General features: G+C 66.6%; 21 protein-coding genes. 7 read left to right on the top strand and 14 right to left on the bottom strand.

All coding sequences use genetic code 11. From position 1 onward, the window contains the following. Nucleotides 1–115 precede the first annotated feature (115 nt). Nucleotides 116–409 (top strand): HalOD1 output domain-containing protein, encoded by a 294-nt coding sequence (locus A6E15_RS09895; RefSeq protein WP_049964392.1) that lies wholly within the window; start codon nucleotides 116–118, stop codon nucleotides 407–409. A 4-nt stretch (nucleotides 410–413) separates the two neighbouring features. Here the strand turns inward: A6E15_RS09895 and A6E15_RS09890 are convergent, their stop codons facing one another. The 3 genes from A6E15_RS09890 to A6E15_RS09880 all read right to left on the bottom strand — a co-directional run bounded on the left by A6E15_RS09890 (nucleotide 414) and on the right by A6E15_RS09880 (nucleotide 3326). Then, nucleotides 414–812: an acyl-CoA thioesterase gene (locus A6E15_RS09890; RefSeq protein WP_076145902.1), complete on the bottom strand. Its 399-nt coding sequence runs from the start codon at nucleotides 810–812 to the stop codon at nucleotides 414–416. A 72-nt stretch (nucleotides 813–884) separates the two neighbouring features. Beyond that, a complete protein-coding gene (locus A6E15_RS09885; protein WP_076145900.1) occupies nucleotides 885–1637 on the bottom strand; it encodes a ribonuclease H-like domain-containing protein in 753 nt (250 codons plus the stop codon). Nucleotides 1638–1706: 69 nt separating this feature from the next. Beyond that, on the bottom strand, nucleotides 1707–3326 hold the full coding sequence (locus A6E15_RS09880; RefSeq protein ID WP_076145898.1) for a hypothetical protein: 1620 nt from the start codon (nucleotides 3324–3326) through the stop codon (nucleotides 1707–1709). Nucleotides 3327–3585: 259 nt separating this feature from the next. Between A6E15_RS09880 and A6E15_RS09875 the strand changes: the two genes are divergently transcribed. Then, nucleotides 3586–4320 carry a DUF7547 family protein gene (locus tag A6E15_RS09875; protein ID WP_076145896.1) on the top strand — a complete coding sequence of 245 codons (735 nt, stop codon included), beginning with the start codon at nucleotides 3586–3588 and terminating at the stop codon, nucleotides 4318–4320. Between the two features lie 265 nt (nucleotides 4321–4585). Here the strand turns inward: A6E15_RS09875 and A6E15_RS09870 are convergent, their stop codons facing one another. From A6E15_RS09870 to hflX, 3 genes are all read right to left on the bottom strand, one after another. Then, nucleotides 4586–4945, bottom strand: a complete 360-nt coding sequence (locus A6E15_RS09870; protein ID WP_076145894.1) for a nucleic acid-binding protein — start codon at nucleotides 4943–4945, stop codon at nucleotides 4586–4588. Then, nucleotides 4942–6099 carry a thiolase family protein gene (locus A6E15_RS09865; RefSeq protein ID WP_076145893.1) on the bottom strand — a complete coding sequence of 386 codons (1158 nt, stop codon included), beginning with the start codon at nucleotides 6097–6099 and terminating at the stop codon, nucleotides 4942–4944. Before A6E15_RS09865 ends, A6E15_RS09870 begins: the two co-directional genes overlap by 4 nt. Nucleotides 6100–6160: 61 nt before the next feature. Continuing rightward, nucleotides 6161–7462 (bottom strand): GTPase HflX, encoded by a 1302-nt coding sequence (gene hflX, locus A6E15_RS09860; RefSeq protein WP_076145891.1) that lies wholly within the window; start codon nucleotides 7460–7462, stop codon nucleotides 6161–6163. Between the two features lie 366 nt (nucleotides 7463–7828). Between hflX and A6E15_RS09850 the strand changes: the two genes are divergently transcribed. Further along, entirely contained in the window at nucleotides 7829–8131 is a 303-nt protein-coding gene (locus tag A6E15_RS09850) for an FUN14 domain-containing protein (protein ID WP_076145887.1), read from the top strand. Between the two features lie 33 nt (nucleotides 8132–8164). Here the strand turns inward: A6E15_RS09850 and A6E15_RS09845 are convergent, their stop codons facing one another. The 7 genes from A6E15_RS09845 to tbsP form a co-directional block, all read right to left on the bottom strand. Next, entirely contained in the window at nucleotides 8165–8890 is a 726-nt protein-coding gene (locus A6E15_RS09845; RefSeq protein WP_076145885.1) for a ribosome assembly factor SBDS, read from the bottom strand. Between the two features lie 170 nt (nucleotides 8891–9060). Beyond that, on the bottom strand, nucleotides 9061–9822 hold the full coding sequence (psmA, locus tag A6E15_RS09840) for an archaeal proteasome endopeptidase complex subunit alpha (RefSeq protein ID WP_076145883.1): 762 nt from the start codon (nucleotides 9820–9822) through the stop codon (nucleotides 9061–9063). Between the two features lie 4 nt (nucleotides 9823–9826). Next, nucleotides 9827–10312 carry an Rpp14/Pop5 family protein gene (locus A6E15_RS09835; protein WP_076145882.1) on the bottom strand — a complete coding sequence of 162 codons (486 nt, stop codon included), beginning with the start codon at nucleotides 10310–10312 and terminating at the stop codon, nucleotides 9827–9829. Then, a complete protein-coding gene (locus A6E15_RS09830; protein WP_076145880.1) occupies nucleotides 10309–10947 on the bottom strand; it encodes a class I SAM-dependent methyltransferase in 639 nt (212 codons plus the stop codon). Before A6E15_RS09830 ends, A6E15_RS09835 begins: the two co-directional genes overlap by 4 nt. Then, entirely contained in the window at nucleotides 10931–11635 is a 705-nt protein-coding gene (locus A6E15_RS09825) for an RNase P subunit p30 family protein (protein ID WP_076145878.1), read from the bottom strand. Before A6E15_RS09825 ends, A6E15_RS09830 begins: the two co-directional genes overlap by 17 nt. 61 nt (nucleotides 11636–11696) lie before the next feature. After that, nucleotides 11697–12131 (bottom strand): cytidine/deoxycytidylate deaminase family protein, encoded by a 435-nt coding sequence (locus tag A6E15_RS09820; protein ID WP_076145876.1) that lies wholly within the window; start codon nucleotides 12129–12131, stop codon nucleotides 11697–11699. Between the two features lie 215 nt (nucleotides 12132–12346). After that, on the bottom strand, nucleotides 12347–13165 hold the full coding sequence (gene tbsP / locus A6E15_RS09815; RefSeq protein WP_076145875.1) for a transcriptional regulator TbsP: 819 nt from the start codon (nucleotides 13163–13165) through the stop codon (nucleotides 12347–12349). Nucleotides 13166–13431: 266 nt separating this feature from the next. On the opposite strand from tbsP, the gene A6E15_RS20920 reads away from it, so the two are divergent. Further along, complete coding sequence (locus tag A6E15_RS20920) at nucleotides 13432–13575, top strand: hypothetical protein (RefSeq protein ID WP_175607233.1); 144 nt, start codon at nucleotides 13432–13434, stop codon at nucleotides 13573–13575. Nucleotide 13576: 1 nt separating this feature from the next. Here A6E15_RS20920 and A6E15_RS09805 read toward each other — a convergent pair whose 3' ends face one another. Further along, a complete protein-coding gene (locus A6E15_RS09805; protein ID WP_076145873.1) occupies nucleotides 13577–15715 on the bottom strand; it encodes a hypothetical protein in 2139 nt (712 codons plus the stop codon). A gap of 163 nt (nucleotides 15716–15878) precedes the next feature. Between A6E15_RS09805 and glyA the strand changes: the two genes are divergently transcribed. From glyA to A6E15_RS09790, 3 genes are all read left to right on the top strand, one after another. Next, entirely contained in the window at nucleotides 15879–17126 is a 1248-nt protein-coding gene (gene glyA, locus A6E15_RS09800) for a serine hydroxymethyltransferase (protein ID WP_076145872.1), read from the top strand. Between the two features lie 198 nt (nucleotides 17127–17324). Then, nucleotides 17325–18137: an alpha/beta fold hydrolase gene (locus A6E15_RS09795; protein WP_076145870.1), complete on the top strand. Its 813-nt coding sequence runs from the start codon at nucleotides 17325–17327 to the stop codon at nucleotides 18135–18137. 95 nt (nucleotides 18138–18232) lie between these two features. Then, nucleotides 18233–19126, top strand: coding sequence for a bifunctional methylenetetrahydrofolate dehydrogenase/methenyltetrahydrofolate cyclohydrolase (locus A6E15_RS09790; RefSeq protein ID WP_076145868.1), 894 nt, complete (start codon nucleotides 18233–18235; stop codon nucleotides 19124–19126). Nucleotides 19127–19141 lie beyond the last annotated feature (15 nt).

Genomic DNA, 19141 nt, shown 5'->3' with positions numbered 1-19141 from the left:
TATGCATCCAATAAATACACTAGTGTACTATCTCAACCGTTAACGTTGGGTTCTGTATATTCAATTTAGGTTTGGGCCAGAGGATTTATATCCGATCGAAGTAAGAGACCGGCCAATGCTACTCTCAGTCGATCGTTCCGACGCGACAGCCGGCCAATCAGTCTGTTTCGATATCATCGCCGCTGTCGCCGAGCGGGAAGGCATCGATCCGGTAGACCTCGAACCGCCCGAGTACGAGGCCCTCTACGACGTCGTCAACCCCGAGGCGCTCGATGCGCTGTTTGCGACCCGCTCGAACGGCACACAGCGGCCGACCGGCCGCGTCGAATTCCCCTTCTGTGGCTATCACGTGGTCGTCGACAGCGACGGCGAGGTCGAGGTGTCCGACCCCGAGACGGACCTGGAGTGACGAGTCAGTCCCGCCGGCGTTCGATCCGTCGACGCCAGTCGTCCGGAATCGGACGCGAGCCCTCACCCTCCGGATCGGCCAGCACCTGCACGGTTCGTGCCGTCGCCGCCCGCTCCCCGTCGGCGCGGATCTCGTAGGTCATCGGCAGACTCGCCTCGCCCAGTTCCGCCACGCGGAGTGCGACGGTGACCGTCTCGTCGGCCTCGATCGGTCGCTCGTACTCGATCTCGAGGCTCACGAGGACCGTGGTCGTCTCCTCGAGCGAAATTCCGAGGACGTCTCGGAAGTAGGCCTCGCGGGCCTGCTCGAGGTAGGTCGCGTAGATCGCGTTATTGACATGCCCCATGAAGTCGATATCGCGGAGCCGTACGTCAATCTCGGTCGCGTAATCGTAGTCGGTCATCGGCGGAAACGTAGGAGAGACGGGCCCGTATAGCTACTCACTCGCGGTCGGAGAGATCGAGACCGAGTCGCGTCAGTCGCCGGCCGTCGCCGCCTCGAAGACGTCCTCGTGCAGCCGGTCCGCGACGTGTTCCATCAGCGGCTCCATGTTGCGGGTATCGGCCCGGTTGTACTCGACCAGGGTCTCGAGGGCCCCCTCGTCGCCGCTTTCGTACTCGTGCCAGAGGCGGACGGCGTCGCGGCCGCTCAGTTCCGGCCTGTCGCGGTCGATGCCGATTTCGCGTTCGATCGCCTTCAGCCCGCCGTCCAACCCCAGCTTCTTGCAGGGGTACATGAGATCGACGTGCGGGACATCGATCGAGACGTCGAAACACGTCTCGAGGAAAGGGACATCGAACCGCTGGCCGTTGAACGTGACCAGCAGGGCCGACTCGCCGAGTTCGCGCTCGAGGCGGGCGGCGGTGAGATCGCGATCCTTGACGAAGGTCGTAGTGTCGCCGTCCCGGTAAAGGCTGACCGTCGTCACGTCCTCACAGGTGGCGTCGAGGCCGGTCGTCTCGATGTCCAGAAAGCAGGTCTCGTCGCTGACGTTCTCGTAACAGCGCCAGCGGCTCGCGGCCGGCAGCGCCTCGGCGAACGGCGAGATGTCGCCGCGCTTTAGGTGGGTCCGTCCCTCCTCGATGAACGTCTCGATCCGCTCCGCGAGCGTCGAACCGACGACGCTGCCGTCGAACTCGTCCCAGTGGGTCACGCCGTTCTCCCAGAGCCGGCGCTCGGTGGTCTCTCCGACGCCGCGAACGGGAATGAAGCTGTTCTCGATTCGCACACCGGTTGGAGGGTGCGGGGTGGGTAAAAACGCTTGGATCGTCGGTGGTGTCGCGCCGTCAGATCCGCGCTAGCTACTGTTGTCCGAGAGGTACAGCGTCCGGTCGACGATGCTGACCGCCGCTTCGCCCCACTGCCGGACGGCCGCACCGTCCGAATCGGGAATCTCGATGACGATCCGATCGCGGTCGATCGTCACCTCCCCTTCCGGCGTCGACTCCCGGTCTGCGAAGCTCTGCATCTGGTACTGGAGCAACCGCTTCGTCGAGCCCGTGATATCGACGGTGTCGGATCCGAACTCGAGGGTCACGACCGCACTACCCTCGGTCTCCTCGGCCGTGACGTCGAACCGGTGGCTCGAGAGTTCCGGGGCCGGTGCGTCCTCGTTCATGGTGTCGACGGCCTCCTCGAGGGAGACGTCGTCGTCGGCCTCGAACTCCTCGGCATCGAACTCGAGCCCGGCGAGTCCCTCCGGTTCCGCCTCGCCGTCGGACGGTCCGGAGTCGGGATCGATCAGTTCGGCGTCGGAGTCGGCGCTCGACGGTTCCGACGCGGACTCGGTCCCATCTGCCGACTCGGCGTCGGGTGCCGTGGTCTCCGGCTTCGTAACGGCGTCGGCGTCGTTCCCGTCACCGGTCGGCCGCTCGAGGTCGGTCGCTGCGTCCACATCGCGGTCGGATTCGTCGACCGACTCGTCGCCGCCCTCGAACGAGAGGACGTCGATGTCCTCGGGGGCGTCAGGAAGGGGGGCGGCGTCCGATGCGTCCGCGTCCTTGTCGGGAGACTCGGCGTCCGTCACGTCGTCCGATTCGGCCGCTGTCGGTTCGTCAGCGCGGGCGTCGTCGCCGGCGTCTCGCACCGTCTCGCTCGCCGCAGCGGCAGCGCCGCCGTCCGAGGCAGTATCGACCGGTCCGGCGGCGATGATCTCCGAGTCGTCGATCTCGGACTCGGAGCCGTCGGGGAGCGCGCCGGCGATCGACGGCCGCGCCGCGTCGATCGCCTCGCGGTCCAGCGGCGTGGCGTACCAGGCGGTTCGGTCCGGCGAGGTGATAAACCGGCCGCGGTTGCGCTCGGCGTGGGGGTGTGGCTCGGTCTCGTCCGCGTCGTGTTCCGTCGGTTCGTCCACCGCGGCGGCCTCCTCGGTCGGACGCTCCGGTTCGTCGGGAACGGGACCCTCGTCGTCGGCCGTCGCGGTGTCGACCTCGTCGGCGTCGGCCGGTTCGTCCGGTTCGGGGGTCGCCGCGGGTTCGTCGACCGAGTCCTCCTCGGCGCCGTCCGGCTCACGTCGGGCCGCCTCGGTCGGCTGTTCGGGTGACTGTTGCCCCGGCGACGGGTGTGGGCCACCGGCCGGGTTCGGTCCGCCGGCCGCAGCGCCTCGGGTCCCCGCAGCCGCTTGCTGGGTCTGCTGGGCCTGTTGCGGTCCCGTAACGCTCGGTCCCGAACTGATCGTGCCGCTGCTCAAGTGCAGTTGCGTCCCCCCGCTCCCGCCGGGGGCGTTCGACATGCCGTCCAGACTGTGTGCGATATCGGTTAGATCGTCGTCGATGTTGTCCTCGAGTTTATCGATCTTGTCGCCGACACTTCGTAGCGCGAGTGCGACGTCCCAGAGGACGACGACGCCGAAGAACAGGAGCGCGAGGAAGACGGTAACCGCAGCGCCACCGAGAAGCTCAGTACTGGCTTGGACCATGGATGCTACTCTTTGAACGGATTGGTCGTTCGATATATAGACCTTGTGCCGTAACACCGATATCCCTGGAGTCACATCGGCGTCAGACGGTCCGAGGGGTGCGTTTTCGTCCCACAGTTGACTCGAGTGGTCACTCTCGGCCGTGGACGTATCCTATCGCGTAGTAGTTTCGGCCGACCGTCTCGGGTCGGCGGCGTAACCCGTCGCTCGAGCGGCGAGCGACCGCCCGACTTTTCGTGTTGGCGGCCGTAGGTGTCGTATGGCCGACCACGAGGACGAACTCGTCGACGCCGTTCGCGAACTGACGCGGACGGTCGACGCGCTTCGAGCGGAACTGGAGGAATCGGGGCCGCGCCGGCCGCCGCTTCGACCGCCGACACCGCGGGAACTGTTGCGCGTGACCGACGAAGTCGCGCTCCCCGCGGCGCTGGCCGTCCTCGAGACCGGCGTCCGCGCGCTCGAGGCGTTCCAGCGCGGGCTCCGGGTCGTCCGCACCGAACGCGAGGTCCGGTCCCGGACCTCGACGGCCGCCGCGTCGACCGGCGAGCGAGCGGACCGACTCCGGGAGACGACGCTGTCCAGCCTCGATACCGTCCTCTCGGAACTCCAGCGGGCCGCCTCGTCTGGACAGTTGCCCGCCGACGACGAGGCCCGCGACCTCCTCGCGGAGGCGCGCGAACTCCGCGACGACGTCGACAGCCGACTTCGGGCGGCCGCGGAGACGGACACGGAGGCGACCGATCTGGACCGATCGGACGGTGCGGGCGGGGTCACGATCGATATCGAAGAGGGGCCGCTGGGCGACGCTGGTCCGGACGGCGCCGACGGCGAGCCGGACCCCGCCGTCGACGTCGACGCCGAACTCGAGACGCTACGGGATCAGTACGGCGAGGACGACTCGAGCGACAGTGATGCGGATTCCGCGAACGAGAACGCCTCGAGCGGGGGCGAAAACGACGACGGGACGGCCGACGGCTCGAGCGACGAGAACTGAGGGACGAACTTGCGGACGCCCGTTCCTTACGGGGGCGCCCGCGATGAAGGGGGAGAAGAAGCGTTCTGCTATCGTGGCAACGGGGAGTTGCCACACCCTCCCCAGCCGACTCGTTCGCTCTTTGCAGTCGCTCACTCGTCCCTCGCACAATGTCATCGACTGCCCTCACCGTCGTTCGGGCAGTCGACAGCGCGCGCCACCGCACGCCGGATGACTGGGATGCCGTTCGTCTTCCGAAGAATAAAATCGCGCTACTGCCCGGTCGTTAGACCGGTTCGAACCGGTAGCCGTCCCACGCCTGGCTCTCGGGTTCCCTGATACCCGCGCCGGGTTCGCGGAGTTCGTCGACGTGGACGGGCCGGACCTCGTCGCCCGTCTCGAGGTCGTCGGTCGTCGCCTGACCGATCGCACGGACCGTCTCGCCCGCTACCTCGAACTCGACGATCGCGAGCGTGTTCGGTTGGCGGACGCCCGGCGGCGTCGCAGTGCTGGTCGTCCAGGTCACGACCTCGGCGGTGTACTCGCTGAGGTCGATCGTTTCGACCGGCTCCGAGCCGCCCGGTCCGCGCGGGTGGCCGGGGTAGGTGATCGAGCCGTCGTCGTAGCGGGTCGCTTCCATCGTCATTGTGCTGCCTCCATGATCGTGGTGATGACGCAGTTGCCGAAGCCGCCGACGTTACAGCACAGCCCCACGTCCGCGTCGACCTGTCGGGGGCCGGCCTCGCCGACGACCTGTTCGTATATTTCGACGCCCTGTGCCACGCCGCTGGCCCCGAGCGGGTGGCCCTTGGACTTGAGCCCGCCCGAGGTGTTGATCGGGAGGCCACCGTCCCGTTCGGTGTAGCCCTCTTCGACGAGTTTCCAGGCCTCGCCCTGCTCGGCGAAGCCGAGCCCCTCCATCTGGAGGAACTCGAGGATGGTGAACATGTCGTGGAGTTCGGCCACGTCGATATCGTCCGGCCCGCGTCCGCTCATCTCGTAGGCCCCCTTGCCGCTCTCGACGACCCCGCCCATGACGGTGGGGTCCTCGCGCTCGTGGACGACGTGGGTGTCCGTCGCGCCGTCGATCCCGGTGATGACGGCGTACTCGTCGGTGTACTCCCGGGCGACCGACTCCGGACAGAGCATCAGCGCCGCCGAGCCGTCCGTGATCGGACAGAAGTCGTACAGCCGCAGCGGGTCGGCGACGATCGGCGACTCCAGTGCCGTCTCAACGTCGATCTTCTTCTGGAACTGCGCGTTGGGGTTATCGACGCCGTTTTCGTGGTTCTTGACCGCCACCTTCGCGAGGCTCTCGCGGGGCGCGTCGAACCGCTCCAAGTAGTGACGCGCCGTCAGGCCCGCAAAGGAAGGCAGCGTGACGCCGTGTTTGTACTCCGCGGGATGGGTCAGCGACGCGATGACGTCGGTGGCCTCCCCGGTGGTCTTGTGGGTCATCTTCTCGCCGCCGACCAGCAGGGTCATCTCGCTGGCCCCGCTGGCGACGGACTGCCAGGCGGCGTAGATCCCCGCGCCGCCGCTCGAGCTGGTCTGATCGACCCGTTGCGTATAGGCCGGCATCGCGTCGAGGTCATGGGCTAAGGCGTTCGGCACGCCGGTCTGGCCCTCGAACTCGCCGCTTGCCATGTTCGAGACGTACAGGTGGTCCACGTCGTCGGCGTCGACACCAGCGTCCTCGAGACACTCGATCCCGGCCTCCGCGAGGAGATCCTGAATCCACTCCCCCTCGCGTTGCCCGAACTGGGTCATCGAGGCACCGATGATTGCAACCGGTTCCATATCCTACCGGACTCGAGTCAGTAATTTATAGGTGAGGGTCGTCGACCGGGACGACCGGAGGTCAGGCGGACTCGGCCGCGGCCGTCCGCAGCTCGCTCGCGCGCGAGCGCGCCTGCGAGATCACCGCGGGACGCGCCTCGAAGGAGACGACGACGTCCTCGTCGCCGTAGGTGACGTCGTCGACGCGAGCGTTGTCGTGGAGCCACGAGACGACGCTCATCGTGTCGTCGGTCATCGGCAAGAGCAATCGCTCGGCCTCCCAGTCGGGCAGTTCGCGCTCGATGCGCTCGAGCAGGCCGTCGACGTTCAGTCCCTCTTTGGCGCTGACGGAGACCGGGTTCGGCGCGAGCGAGGACAGCGCCTCGCGTTTCTCGGCGAGTTCCGCGTCGCTGATCTGATCGATCTTGTTCAGCACGGTCACGATGGGGGCCTCGTTGCGCTCGTAGAGGGTGTCGTGGGAGGTGACGAGCTTCTCGTGGATCTCGTCGATCGGCTCGCTGACGTCGACGACGAGCAAGACGAGATCCGCCCGGTAGACCGAATCGAGCGTCGACTTGAACGACTCGACGAGCCAGTGGGGCAGATCGCTGATGAACCCGACAGTGTCGGTCACCAGCACGTCGCGGCGGTCGATGTCGGCGCGTCGCGTGGTCGTTCCGAGCGTCGTGAACAGTTTGTCCTGCGATTCGGCAGTCGGGTCCAGATCCCGGTGGAGGTCCTCGTTCTCCTCGACCTCGAGATCGGTCGCGAGCCGCCGCAGCAGGGTCGACTTGCCGGCGTTGGTGTAGCCCGCGAGCGCGACCAGATCGAACCCCGAATCGCGCCGGCGCTCCCGGCGCTGCTGTTCGGTCTGTTCGATTCGCTCTAACTCGTCTTTAATCCGGCTGATCTGGGTCTTGATGTCCTGTTCGCGGCTCTCGTCGTACTCGCCTAACCCCATGAACCCGGGGTGTTCCTCGCGCTTTGCGAGGCTGGTCTTGGCCTCGGCCCGGGGAAGTTCGTACCGGAGTTCGGCCAGTTCGACCTGGAGTTGCGCTTTCCGAGTCTGGGCGCGCTGCCCGAAAATCTCGAGGATCAGGGTAAAGCGGTCGATGACCTCGACTCCCTCCGGCAGGAGCTGCCCGAGGTTGTACGTCTGATAGGGGCCCAGCCGGTTGTCGAAGACGACCGTCGTCGCGTCGGTTTCCTCGACCAGCGCCGCGAGTTCCTCGGCCTTCCCCTCGCCGATCTGCAGCGCCGGATCGGCCCGGCGGGACTGGGTGACCTCACCGACGACGGTATACCCCGCCGCGCGGGCGAGGTCGCGGATTTCGCTCGTGTCGGGCGGTCCCGAGTCGACGCGTTTGGCAATGATCGTGTTCATGCGGGTAGCTGTGTGGTCCCCGGGTGCGGCCGTGATCGGGCGCGGTCGCTCGAGCGGCGTGGCTCGTGGCCCCCGACGGCCGCCGTCGGGAGACGACGGTCGCGAGGGCGGTGTGGACACCGCCGCGTGATCCCGGAAACGCTAACGATGCCGGCCGAACACCTCCGTTGCGTGGCGCGGGCGGACGTGACACATGCCCGTCCGTACGCGACCGATCGCCTTGAATCCCGTGCCCGGTGCCGTCCCGCGATCGGCCGCTCGTGGACCCGGTCCCGCCACGGAGACGGTCTCGCCGACCGGCCGGACGGATCCGAACGTCTCGCTGATCGCAACAGTCATGAGAACCGACTCGAATGCAACGGCCACATGCTAGATCTCGATCCGGCGACGCTGGGCCTCGAGTTCGGGGCCAGCGCGCTCGTCGGTGGCCTCATCGGCTACGCCGCCAAGAAGATCGCGAAGCTACTCGCGATCGTCGTCGGCGTCGAACTGATGGCCTTTCGCTTCCTCGAGTCCGAAGGGATCGTCACCGTCGACTACGAGCGCCTCACCGCCGGGTTGCTCTCGTCGGGCAACCGCACGGGGAGTTGGCTCGAGTCGGCCGTCTCGACGCTGTCGATCGGCGTCGGCTTCACCAGCGGCTTCCTGATCGGCTACAAGCGAGGGTAGCGACACGGCGGGGACGCGTCGGATCCCGCCCGCTCAGCGGGTGTTCAGATCGTCTTTGTCCTTGACGATCTCCGTTTCGGCCTCGCCGCTGGTGTGTTCGTTGACCACGTCGTAGAACTCGTTTTGCATGCCGGCCGGGAACGTCAGCACGCCGATCCACGAGCCGTCCGACTGCCACTCCTCGCGCTCCAAGTCGCCGAACTGGCGGATCTTGGCCTGTGCGCTGCCCGCGTAATCGGCCGGGACGTTGACGGCGACGGTGACCTCCTCGAACCGGATCGGGATCACCGGTCGCAGGGCGTCTAGAGCGTCGTCGACCTGTTGTTCGACCGGTTCCATCGGATCGACGGTGACGCCGGCCTCTTCGAGGGCGTTCTCGATCCGCTCGGGCGGATGGGGCGCGTTGTCCATCTGCGGGTTGACCGCGTTGCGCGTGATCGTGTCGATCAACTGCTTGCGCTTTTGTTCTTGCATCTCGCGGCGCTGATCGGCCGTGATCTGGATCTCCCCCTCCTTGATGACCTCGGGGATGATCTCGAGTGGCTCCGTGGTGTCGAAGACCTTTTCCAGGTCCGCCTCCGCGGGCCGGTCGCCCCGCGAGGCGTCCTCGAAGACGTCCTCGGCGGCGATCACGTCCTCTAACTCGCCGTCGAACTCGCCACGTTTGATCGCCAGTGCCGCGTCCGGGTCGACCAACACTTCGAAGCGCGCCCCGTGGGACTCGAGTCGCGCCGTCACTGCCTCGTCGAGCGAAATCATATCACACGGTTCCGCCGCCAGTGAAAAGAGTGTTTCCCGATAGGCCCCCGAACGCGGCCACGACTCGACGCGGCTCCGACCCGTTCGGCAGTGCCCGCGTCGGCCGCGTCGCTCGTGGTGGGGCGATCGGCACGCGGAAAACGCGTCGAAAACGGACCGCGGCGGGTCGGTTACTCGTCGTCTTCGGGCTCGTCCTCGCCGGTATCGAGGAGGTCGTTCTCCTCGAGGTGGTCGGCGATCCGGTCCCGATCGAACTGTTCGAAGGTCTCGGTCTCGACGTCGACGGTCGCCAGACCGACCTCGCTTGGCAGCAGGGAGCCGTCGTTGACCGACGCGAGCGCGTCCAGCGCGAGCCGGATGCCGCCGTCTAAGTCGGCGTCCTCGTCGTAGTTCTCCTCGAGGAAGCTCTGGAGGTCCCCCCGGTCGGCACCGACGGCCAGCGCCTTCCACTCGTAGGGGGTCCCGGAGGGGTCGGTCTCGAACAGCCGCGGCTCGCCGTTCTGGATGCCGCCGACGATCAGCGCGACGCCGAACGGGCGCGCGCCGCCGACCTGAGTGTACTGCTGGATGTGGTCGGTGACTTCCTTGGTCAGCGTCTCGACGCCGATCGGCTGGCCGTAGCGCAGCTGGTTGACCTGGGTCTGGCGGCGCGCGAAGTCGATCAGCTGGCGGGCGTCGGCGACGTGGCCGGCGCTGGCGATGCCGATGTGGTCGTCCGCCTTGTGGATCTTCTCGACGCTCGAGTCCTCGAGCAGCGGGGAGGGGACTCGTTTGTCGACCGCCAGGACGACGCCGTCCTGCGTTCGAACGCCGATGCTTGCCGTGCCTCGCTTGACCGCCTCGCGAGCGTACTCGACCTGGTAGAGTCGGCCGTCGGGCGAGAAGATCGTGATGCCGCGGTCGTACGCCTGCTGTTGGGCTTGTCCCTGCATAGTATCACGCTAAATCGTAGTCGAGGTCTGTCGCGCCCACGAACGCCTCATCGAGTCGAACGTCCCCCACGCTGTCCCGGCGGACGGCGACTCGCTCTTCGTTCCCGAACACGACGTTTCTCTCCTCCGAATCTTGCCCGCGTCGCCGTAAATAGTTTTCTTCAGCGGCACGGATCGTGCCACTGATACCGCGGACGGCGACCCCGACGGGCGCGCCGTCTACCTCGTCGAGACAGGCCAGCGCCGCCCGAGCGGGCTCGGTCTCGCCCCGACGGACTTTGACGATTGCCTCCCCTCGTCCGTCGGCGAAGTCATAGCGGACGACCGAGAGGTCGGCGTCGGCGCTGCCCGGATCGCCCAGCAGGTTCTGGCCCGCGTACCACAGCTCGCGCTGGAACGACCGCCTCCCGATCCGCTCGTCGGGCCAGGTCTCGAGTTCGACCGCGAGGTATCGCCATCGCGGCCGGAGGTGTTTCGGCAGGTGCTTCATGACTTCTCGGTCGCCGCGTCGACGGCCGGCGTCGGGCTCCGCTCGGCGACCAGCACGCCGACCTGGTCGTGGATGCGTTCGACCGCTGTCAGCGAGAAACCGGCGTCGGTGAACGCGTCCGCGAGGACGCCGACCGTCGCGGGGTCGTCCACCTCGGGCGAGTAGAAGGGGTCGTCGGGATCGGGCTCGCCGAAGAACATCACGTCCCCGAGGACGAACCGCCGGGGCTCTAAGTCGGCGACGACCGCGATCGCCTCGCGTTTCTCCTCGTCCGAGAGGTGATGCAGGGCGAAGTTCGAGGTCACCACGTCGACGGGGCCGTCGTAGTCGGGCTCGCGAAAGGTGCCGTGGCCGAACTCGACGTTCTCGAGCCCGGCGTCGGCGGCCTTCTCGCGGGCTTGCTCGAGCATCCCGTCGCTGATGTCGCGACCGACGACCCGCTTTGCATCGGGGGCGACCGCGAGCGCGATCGCGCCGGTCCCGGTCGCGAGGTCGAGGACGACCTCGTCGGCCGCGGGCGATGCGTGTTCGACGACGAGGGTCGCACAGGCGTGGTACTCTTGGGACTTCGAGTTGTCGTACTCGCCGGCCTTCTCGTCGAACCGGGCGGCGTGTTCCTCAAGCGTCCTCTTCATACCTGCCCCGTTCGACCCCCGGCTCAATGAACGACTCGGAGTGGACGTGCCGATTGCGCTCGGCCAGTCGACCCCACTCCGCGAGGCCGTCTTCCACGAACTCGGCGGAGAAGCCGAGCTGCTCGCCCAGGGCTTTCAGTTCGCGCGGGACCCGCAACTCGAGGTGCGAGGTCGGCTCGGCGCTGACGACGTAGGGCGCGTCGTAGTGTTCGACGATCTCTCGGAGCTTGCGCAGCGACTGGAGGATTCGAACGCGGTGGCCGCCGCTCTCCCGGAGGGCTCCCGAGAAGTCGAACTCGAGGCGGACGCCGTTCTCGACGGCGGCTTTGACCAGCACGTGGTTGACGTCGCCGTCGCCGGTCATCGGATGCGAGAGGACGTCGACTTTCGGCTGTTCGACGGCGAAGCGATTCAGTGCGGTCGTTCCGCCGTGAACGGCGACGATCGTTTCCGACGAACGGTAGTTCCCGACCGCGCCGCTGGCTCCCTGCGGGTCGTCGGCCCGGATCTCGACGCCTTCGACGACGTCGATCCCGTACTCCTCGCGGATTTCCTCGGGATCGTACTCGGCTCGAGCGCCGCTGTGATTGCGCACGACCACGCCCTCGTAGCCGTAGTCGGCCGCCCGGCTCGCGAATCTGGCGACCGTACTCTCTCCGTCGGGGTGGGCGCGGACGGCCTCGTACATACTTCGGGACTCTCGCGGCGACGACTTGGGATTTGCGTCATGTAGCGACGCCGCGTGAAACTCACCACGTCCGAGTCGGAAGCAGATCGATAGCGGCGACGACTCGGTTCTCACCGCCGACGGGGACGACGACCCGCATGTCTTCGTTGTAGTCCGCCAGCAACTCCCTGCAGGGGCCACACGGTGGGACGACTCGGACTTCGGTCGCTTCGTGGTCCGCCATCGGGTAGGCGACGGCGACGCACGTCCGGAGTTCGTCGTGTCGGTAGCCGTCAGCGATGGCCGATCCGACCGCGGTCGGTTCCGCACAGACGGAGGCGCGTCCGATGCTCGCCGGGAGACTCACGCCCTCGTAGACGCTGCCGTCGTCCGTTTGGACCCCCGCAGCGACGATGTGTGCGCCGCCGAAGAAGTTCTCATCGACCGTTCGCTCGTTCGTCTCGATGACCCGCTCGAGTAGGGATTCGTCCTCGGGAGTCAGCGGCGACGTGTTCATACTGGCCACCTATCACCCATCGACCATATCAGCACGGGTTGCCGAGAGCGTCCCGAGCGAAGTGAGGGCGCGGGACCCGGGGAAGGGGAGCCAGCTACCCGATAGCGCGGCGCTTCGCGCCGCGAAAAGACGAACGGCGATGTCGTTCGAAACGCCGGAGGCGTTTCGTGATGACGAGAGAGCGAAGCTCTCTCGAGCGATAGCGCAAAAATTCGCTAGTTGAGAATCGATTGAGCCACCGTCGCGAGCTGGCCGTTGTCGGCCTCGCTGAGTCGCTCGTCGCCGATCTTCAGGCGGAGCCGTGGGCGACCGACGTCGATCGGGACCTTCTCGGTGTCGATCAGGCCCATGTCCTCGAGCTTGGTCTTCGTCCGGGAGAAGGTCGCCTTGGAGGCGATCCCGACGTCCTCGCCCCACTTGCTGATGTCGTACAGCAGGGCCTCGTTCTTGGCGGCGACCAAAAGCGAGATGGTGACCTCGTCGAGCCCGTCGCCGTCGCCGCGGGCGGTCTCGAGCGAGTCCAGAATCGCGGTGAAGTCTGCCTCGGCCTCGGGGCTGATCTCGTCGGTGAGGGTCTCGCGAACGTCGGTGATCGGGGGCGTCCGGAGGTTGAACTCGCTTGCGTCGGTCCAGCGGTCGGCGTAGGTGTCGTAGGTGTCGGCGACGAAGCTCTCGTCGTCGGTGACGAGCCCGCCGACGCGGTCGCCGGCGTGGACGATGGCGACGACCCGATCATCGCCGACGAGCAGGGAGTTCTCGGGCGCCTCCTCGAGCGTCCGCAGGACGAGTGCCCCCTCGCTGATGAGGTCCGCGGCGTTCGAGGCGACGATGAAGTCGTCCATGACGTCTTTGAGCGTGCGTTCGTCGGCCAGCATGTGTACCGACGGCAGGTCGTCGTCGAAGGCGGTCGCGACGGAGACGAACTCCTCGATGGCGTCCCGCGAGGGGTTGACCATGTAGACGTTCCCGGTCACATCCCCGAGGACGGACTCGAGGATATCGTCAATCTGGTGGTTAAGTAAATTCGAGGTCATGCCTATACAGAAGTAATCGATAGCTCGGTACTTAATTTTGGTGGCCGTTTGCACAGCAGAACAGTTGGCTGCGCGCCTGTACCGGTAATTTTTGTCCCGAATCCCGTTAGTTCGCCGACGAAACACCGATGGTCGTTGTCGACTGTCGTGTGGAACTCGGGCAGGGACAGCGGCGGTCGCGACGCCGGCCAGATCGACACCGCGTCCTATTGTTGGGTTACTATCAGCAATAATTATATACACGTGTCGATGTATTACAGTATCGTATGGCCGTTCCACACAACCGGCTGTGGTGGGTCGTTCACGAGTTGGCCGAACGGGTCCGAACCACGACGGGAACCGTCCGTGGTCGATCGCCGCCGGCGATGGCCCTCGAAGCAAAGCGTGTGAGTACGTACGGCGGACCCTGAGTCAGCGATCGAACCGGGGCCACAGTTCCGTCGACCAGTAGATGTCCCCGTCGTAGATCACCGCCGCCTCCGTTTCTTTGAGCATCGTCACCAGTTCCGGCGCCGTGAGCGTGAAACTCGACTCGTTGCCACAGAGGTAGGCGTAGTCGTTGGTTTCGGTGTGGGGGAAGTAGTAGGAGCCGGTCGCCCGGGTCGAGTAACAGTCGACTGTCAGCAGATATTCCTTCTCGCTGTCGTCCTCGAGTTCCTCGAGGGTCGCGGTCGTCGGGAGCCGCTGTTCGCCCTGGACCAGCGAGTGGGTGCCGTCACCGACGACGGCGTAGTCTTTGCCCATCATGATGCGCCGCCGAGCGAGTCCCATCGCGCGCTCGATGCTGAACCCGTGGACCGACAGCTTGGCGAACGTCGAGCCGACCTTGACGGCGTGATCGTTGAGGACCTTGGTGAACGTGACCGCGCCGGCGACGCTGCCTTTCTCGATCAGTTCCCGCCCCTCGTAGTAGGAGCCACAGGCGTTGAGAAAGAACGTCTGGGCGTTGCAGCGATCGAGGCTCGAGGCCGAAAGCGTTCCGTCGGGACAGCACAGGCCGCCGGTTTCGCAGTGGCCGATGTAGTGGACGAAGTCGTGGTCGTCTTCGAAGACCCGGGCCAACGCGGCCGTCTCGAGCGACTCCGCGACGGTGACATCCATCGACAGCTCCTGAGAGCGCCGGCGGTAAATGGCCGCGACGTCGTCGTGTTCACCGGCCATCTCCGGGTCGTTGAGGACGACACAGATCGAGGTCGCGTCGCTGGCCCGCTCGAGGAACTCGAGGCGGTTGTGGTAGGCTTCGGGGGCAGATTTGAAGACGTCGATCGGGACGCCGTCGGCGAGCCAGCCGTGCGTGCGGCCGCCCCGGAGGTCGGGTTTGACGATATCGACGGAGGCCACCTGCCCGCCGCTCGCTCTGTTTGCGCCCGGTGACGGCGACCGCACCGGTCCGGGTTCGTCGCCCCGGTAGAAGTCCTCGAGCGAGCGTTCGACGAGTTCCTGACCCTCGAGTTCGGAGGCCCGAGGCGTGTAGACCATGCTCAGTCGGTCGAGGAGAAACGGCAGGGTCTCGACGCTGTCGTACTCGGGCTCGACGTACGTCGAGAGATGCCAGTCGGGGAGGCGGTGTTTGATCGCCGCGTAGGGCACGTCGAGATACGCGGCGAGACGTTCCCGCGGGTCGGCGTCGTACAGACGCTCGGCGTCGAGTTCGAGGGCCTCGAGCAGGCTGCGTTCGGCGAGGTTCGTCCCGTAGGGACCGACGTTGCGAACGAGGCAATCGAGGAAGAAGGTCTTCCGGAGCAGCCGCTCGACGTCGCGCTCGAGGTCGGGCATCGCGGCCAGTTCGACGTCGATCCCCCGGTCGGGGATCCGGAGCCGCGGTCGGTTCGGGGCCGCGCCGGTGTGGGTCCCGAGGACCTCGCCGGTCGTCCGAACGGTCGCCTGCAGGTAGTACGCCAGCGGTGCAGTGACGTACAGCGACTCGTAGTCGGGTGGGACGACTAGCTCGATTCCGTGATCAGGGGTTGCGACCCGGAGGCAGTCGGGAATCCTGAGTTCGGTCCCGCGTTCGATCAGCGAGGGATGACCGCGGAGCGTGGGATAGCTCCGGTCCGGGCCGTCGGTCTTGTGCGAGCCGGCCATGTGAGTGACGGCCTCCGCGATCGCCGGCGGGGAATCGGGAACAGTGATCGTCCCGGCGGGAAACTCGTGTCGGCACCGAACCCCGAGGACGACCCGGGTCCGCTCGGGGAACGAGACGACGATTTCCTCGTAATCGTCGGTCTTCGCGATCGTCGCGGCCCCCGAGAACCGCAGATAGGACTTGATCTCCGTATCGACGTCGACGACGTACTCGCCGGGGGACAACGGGAGGGGCTCGCCGCAAGGATCGAGTTCGTGGCCGTCCTCGGCGCCGACCGAGAACGCGTAGACGACCGCGTGCGGGAATCGGAGTTCATCAGTCGTCACGACGATGGTGTCGTCGATCGGACGCGGGATGTCTTTCCCGGAGCCGTCGACGACGAGTTCGTCACCGGTGACCGCCAACTCGGCGTTGTCCGCGTCGGTGACGTGGAGGGTGTCGCCGTCTACCGCCCACTCTATCATTCGGTTAGCTGAATGTCACTCCGACAAGTTAGTTGTATCGGGGCGTGATATCCTCACGAACTCGGCCGGTCGAGGTGCGGGGGCCGGTCGCCGGCGGCCGGTATCGCGACGCGTGTTACCGAGGAAAGGTACACTTATGCGGCCGCCAGTCCCCACTCCGAACATGGACCACGACAAGGTACGGGACGTCGATCCCGCCGTCGCCGACGCCCTCGAGGGCGAGGTCGATCGCCAGCGCGAGACGCTCCAGATGATCGCCAGCGAGAACCACGCCAGCGAGGCCGTCATCGACGCGCAGGGTAGCGCCCTGACCAACAAGTACGCCGAGGGTTACCCCGGCGAGCGCTACTACGGCGGCTGTGAGTACGCCGACGAGGTCGAGGAACTCGCGATCTCCCGCGCGACGGAACTGTTCGGTGCCGACCACGTCAACGTACAGCCCCACGCGGGTACGCAGGCCAATCAGGCGGTGTACTTCGCGATGCTCGAGCCCGGCGACAAGATCCTGTCGCTGGATCTCAACCACGGCGGCCACCTCAGTCACGGCCACCCGGCGAACTTCACGGGCCAGCTCTACGAGGTCGAACAGTACGAGGTCGACCCGGAAACGGGCTACCTCGACTACGACGCCCTCGCGGCCCACGCCGCCGAGTTCGACCCGGACATCATCGTCTCGGGTTACTCCGCGTACCCGCGCGAGATCGACTTCGAACGCGTCCAGGCGGCCGCCGACGACGTCGACGCCTACCACCTCGCGGACATCGCCCACATCACCGGGCTCGTCGCCGCGGGCGTCCACCCCTCGCCGGTCGGCATCGCCGACTTCGTCACCGGCTCGACCCACAAGACGATCCGCGCCGGTCGCGGCGGCATCGTGATGTGCGACGAGGAGTACGCCGACGACATCGACGCCGCCGTCTTCCCCGGCGGCCAGGGTGGCCCGCTGATGCACAACGTCGCCGGCAAGGCCGTCGGCTTCAAGGAGGCGCTTCAGCCTGCGTTCACCGAGTACGCCGAGCAGACGGTCGCGAACGCGAAGGCGCTCGGTGAGAGCCTCTCCGAAAACGGCTTCTCGCTGGTCTCGGACGGGACCGACAACCACCTCGTCCTCGTCGACCTGCGCGATAGCCACCCCGACACCTCCGGCGGTGACGCCGAGGACGCCCTCGAGGAGGCGGGCATCGTCCTCAACGGGAACACCGTCCCCGGTGAGACGCGTTCGCCCTTTAACCCCAGTGGGATCCGTGCCGGCACCCCGGCGCTGACGACCCGCGGCTTCGACGAGGACGACTGCCGAAAAGTCGGCGACCTGATCGCCCGCGTCGTCGACGCCCCCGAGGACGAGGCCGTCATCGAGGACGTCCGCGCCGAAGTCGCCGACCTCTGCGACGCCAACCCGCTCTACGAGTAGTCGACGACCGCGTCGCCGCGGCCGGTCGACCGCGAACGCTGCTCTCCCGTTTTTCGGCACGTTCTTCCCGCAGGCTTGAAGGCCGTCGACGTCCGCGATCGCGTCGTGCTAGACACCACGTCGTCGGCAGCCATCCGTTTCGAGCGGGATCGGTTCGGACCGAATACCTTTTGTCACGTACCAATGTGGGTAGGTAGCATGAGTGACGAAACGGCGACGGCGATGTACCGCACCAGAACCGACGCGGTGACCACCGACGTCGGTGAGGGTCGACCGGTCGTCTTCGCCCACGGGACGTTGATGGACCGGACGATGTTCGCGCCCCAGCTCGAGGCGCTGCGAGACGAGTACCGGGCGGTCGCCTACGATCTCCGGGCTCGGACCGACTGGTACGCACCGGGCTACGACCTGTGGGATCTGGCCGACGACTGTGACGCACTGCTCGACGGGATCGGCGAGGACAGCGCCGTCGTCGCCGGCATGTCGATGGGCGGGTTCATGGGGCTGCGTTTCGCCCTCGAGTACCCCGAGCGCGTCGACGGGCTGGTCTTGATCGATTCGATGGCAGCACCGCACACGGCTGAAGAGCAGGAGGTCTACGGCGACCTCGTCGAGCCGCTGGAGAGATCCCGCGAGGCGACCCCGCGCGAACTGGCCGACGGAGTGACGGGATATCTCTTCGGCGAGACGACCCGCGAGGAAAAACCCGAACTGGTCGAGACCTGGGTCGACCGCTGGGCGACTTATCCCGGCGCGGCGGTCTATCACGAGTTGCACTCGTGGCTCGACCGGCCGGACGTGACCGACCGCCTCTCGGAGATCGACGTGCCGGTCCTGATCGTCCACGGCGAGGAGGACCCCTCGATCGACCCGTCCCGAGCGGAGCCGATGCTCGAGGAGTTGCCCGACGCCGAGATGGAACTGATCCCGGAGGCGGGCCACACCTCGAACCTCGAGAGAGCCGAGGCGGCCAACGACGCGATCCGGTCGTTCCTCGACGAGCGGTTCTGAGGGCTGACCACGAACGTGTATATTCCGACCTTTTCTGTGCCCGTTCTAGGCACGAATCCGGGGATTAATGAGCCTCGCGGCCGCCCACTCGAGTAATGACCGAGAGCATCGACGGCAACGCCGTCGCGAGCGAGATCCGAGACGAGCTGACCGACGCGATCGAACGGCTGGCGGACGCGGGCGCGCGGCCAGGGCTGGCGACGGTCCTCATGGGCGACGACCCCGCGAGCCAGACTTACGTGAACATGAAACAGCGCGACTGCGAGGAGGTCGGCATCGAGAGCCACCACGTCGACGTCGATGGCGACGCCCCGCCCGAGGAATTGTTCGACACCATCGCCGACCTCAACGCAAACGACGACATCCACGGCTACATCGTCCAGGCCCCCGTCCCGGACCACGTCGACTACCGCGAGGTCATCCGCCGGGTCGATCCCGCGAAGGACGTCGACGGCTTCCACCCCGAGAACGTCGGCCGACTCGTCGCCGGCGACGCCCGGTTCCGTCCCTGCACGCCCCACGGGGTACAGAAACTGCTCGAGTCCGCCGGGGTCGACACCGAGGGGAAGGACGTGACCATCGTCGGCCGCTCGGACATCGTCGGGAAGCCGCTCGCGAACCTGCTGATCCAGAAGGCCGAGGACGGCAACGCGACGGTGACGGTCTGTCACTCCCGGACCGACGACCTTGCCGAAAAGACCCGCAGCGCCGACATCGTCGTCGCGGCCGCCGGCGTCCCCGAACTCGTCGACGGCTCGATGCTCGAGGACGGCACGGTCGTCATCGACGTCGGCGTCAACCGCGTCGACGCCGATACGGAGAAGGGGTACGAACTCGTCGGCGACGTCGAGTTCGAGAGCGCCAAGGAGAAAGCCAGCGCGATTACCCCTGTCCCCGGCGGCGTCGGGCCGATGACCCGCGCCATGCTGCTGTACAACACCGTCAAGGCCGCCGGTCTGCAGGAAGGCGTCGACGTCGACCTTCCCTGAACGCAGTCCGGATCG

The organism is Natrinema saccharevitans (assembly GCF_001953745.1).
Lineage (GTDB): Archaea > Halobacteriota > Halobacteria > Halobacteriales > Natrialbaceae > Natrinema > Natrinema saccharevitans.
Note: the sequence above shows the minus strand (reverse complement) of the source record. Positions and strands in the feature narration are given on the sequence as shown.

Bases quoted from the DNA above. Each gene is read 5' to 3' on its own strand.
- glyA (WP_076145872.1), top strand. From the start codon at position 15,879: ATGGACCACGACAAGGTACGGGACGTCGATCCCGCCGTCGCCGACGCC.
- A6E15_RS09790 (WP_076145868.1), top strand. From the start codon at position 18,233: ATGACCGAGAGCATCGACGGCAACGCCGTCGCGAGCGAGATCCGAGAC.
- A6E15_RS09820 (WP_076145876.1), bottom strand. From the start codon at position 12,131: ATGAACACGTCGCCGCTGACTCCCGAGGACGAATCCCTACTCGAGCGG.
- A6E15_RS09805 (WP_076145873.1), bottom strand. From the start codon at position 15,715: ATGATAGAGTGGGCGGTAGACGGCGACACCCTCCACGTCACCGACGCG.
- A6E15_RS09850 (WP_076145887.1), top strand. From the start codon at position 7,829: ATGCTAGATCTCGATCCGGCGACGCTGGGCCTCGAGTTCGGGGCCAGC.
- A6E15_RS09890 (WP_076145902.1), bottom strand. From the start codon at position 812: ATGACCGACTACGATTACGCGACCGAGATTGACGTACGGCTCCGCGAT.
- A6E15_RS09895 (WP_049964392.1), top strand. From the start codon at position 116: ATGCTACTCTCAGTCGATCGTTCCGACGCGACAGCCGGCCAATCAGTC.
- hflX (WP_076145891.1), bottom strand. From the start codon at position 7,462: ATGAACACGATCATTGCCAAACGCGTCGACTCGGGACCGCCCGACACG.
- A6E15_RS09830 (WP_076145880.1), bottom strand. From the start codon at position 10,947: ATGAAGAGGACGCTTGAGGAACACGCCGCCCGGTTCGACGAGAAGGCC.
- A6E15_RS09795 (WP_076145870.1), top strand. From the start codon at position 17,325: ATGAGTGACGAAACGGCGACGGCGATGTACCGCACCAGAACCGACGCG.
- A6E15_RS09875 (WP_076145896.1), top strand. From the start codon at position 3,586: ATGGCCGACCACGAGGACGAACTCGTCGACGCCGTTCGCGAACTGACG.
- A6E15_RS09865 (WP_076145893.1), bottom strand. From the start codon at position 6,099: ATGGAACCGGTTGCAATCATCGGTGCCTCGATGACCCAGTTCGGGCAA.
- A6E15_RS20920 (WP_175607233.1), top strand. From the start codon at position 13,432: ATGGCCGTTCCACACAACCGGCTGTGGTGGGTCGTTCACGAGTTGGCC.
- tbsP (WP_076145875.1), bottom strand. From the start codon at position 13,165: ATGACCTCGAATTTACTTAACCACCAGATTGACGATATCCTCGAGTCC.
- A6E15_RS09870 (WP_076145894.1), bottom strand. From the start codon at position 4,945: ATGACGATGGAAGCGACCCGCTACGACGACGGCTCGATCACCTACCCC.
- A6E15_RS09845 (WP_076145885.1), bottom strand. From the start codon at position 8,890: ATGATTTCGCTCGACGAGGCAGTGACGGCGCGACTCGAGTCCCACGGG.
- A6E15_RS09835 (WP_076145882.1), bottom strand. From the start codon at position 10,312: ATGAAGCACCTGCCGAAACACCTCCGGCCGCGATGGCGATACCTCGCG.
- A6E15_RS09880 (WP_076145898.1), bottom strand. From the start codon at position 3,326: ATGGTCCAAGCCAGTACTGAGCTTCTCGGTGGCGCTGCGGTTACCGTC.
- A6E15_RS09825 (WP_076145878.1), bottom strand. From the start codon at position 11,635: ATGTACGAGGCCGTCCGCGCCCACCCCGACGGAGAGAGTACGGTCGCC.
- psmA (WP_076145883.1), bottom strand. From the start codon at position 9,822: ATGCAGGGACAAGCCCAACAGCAGGCGTACGACCGCGGCATCACGATC.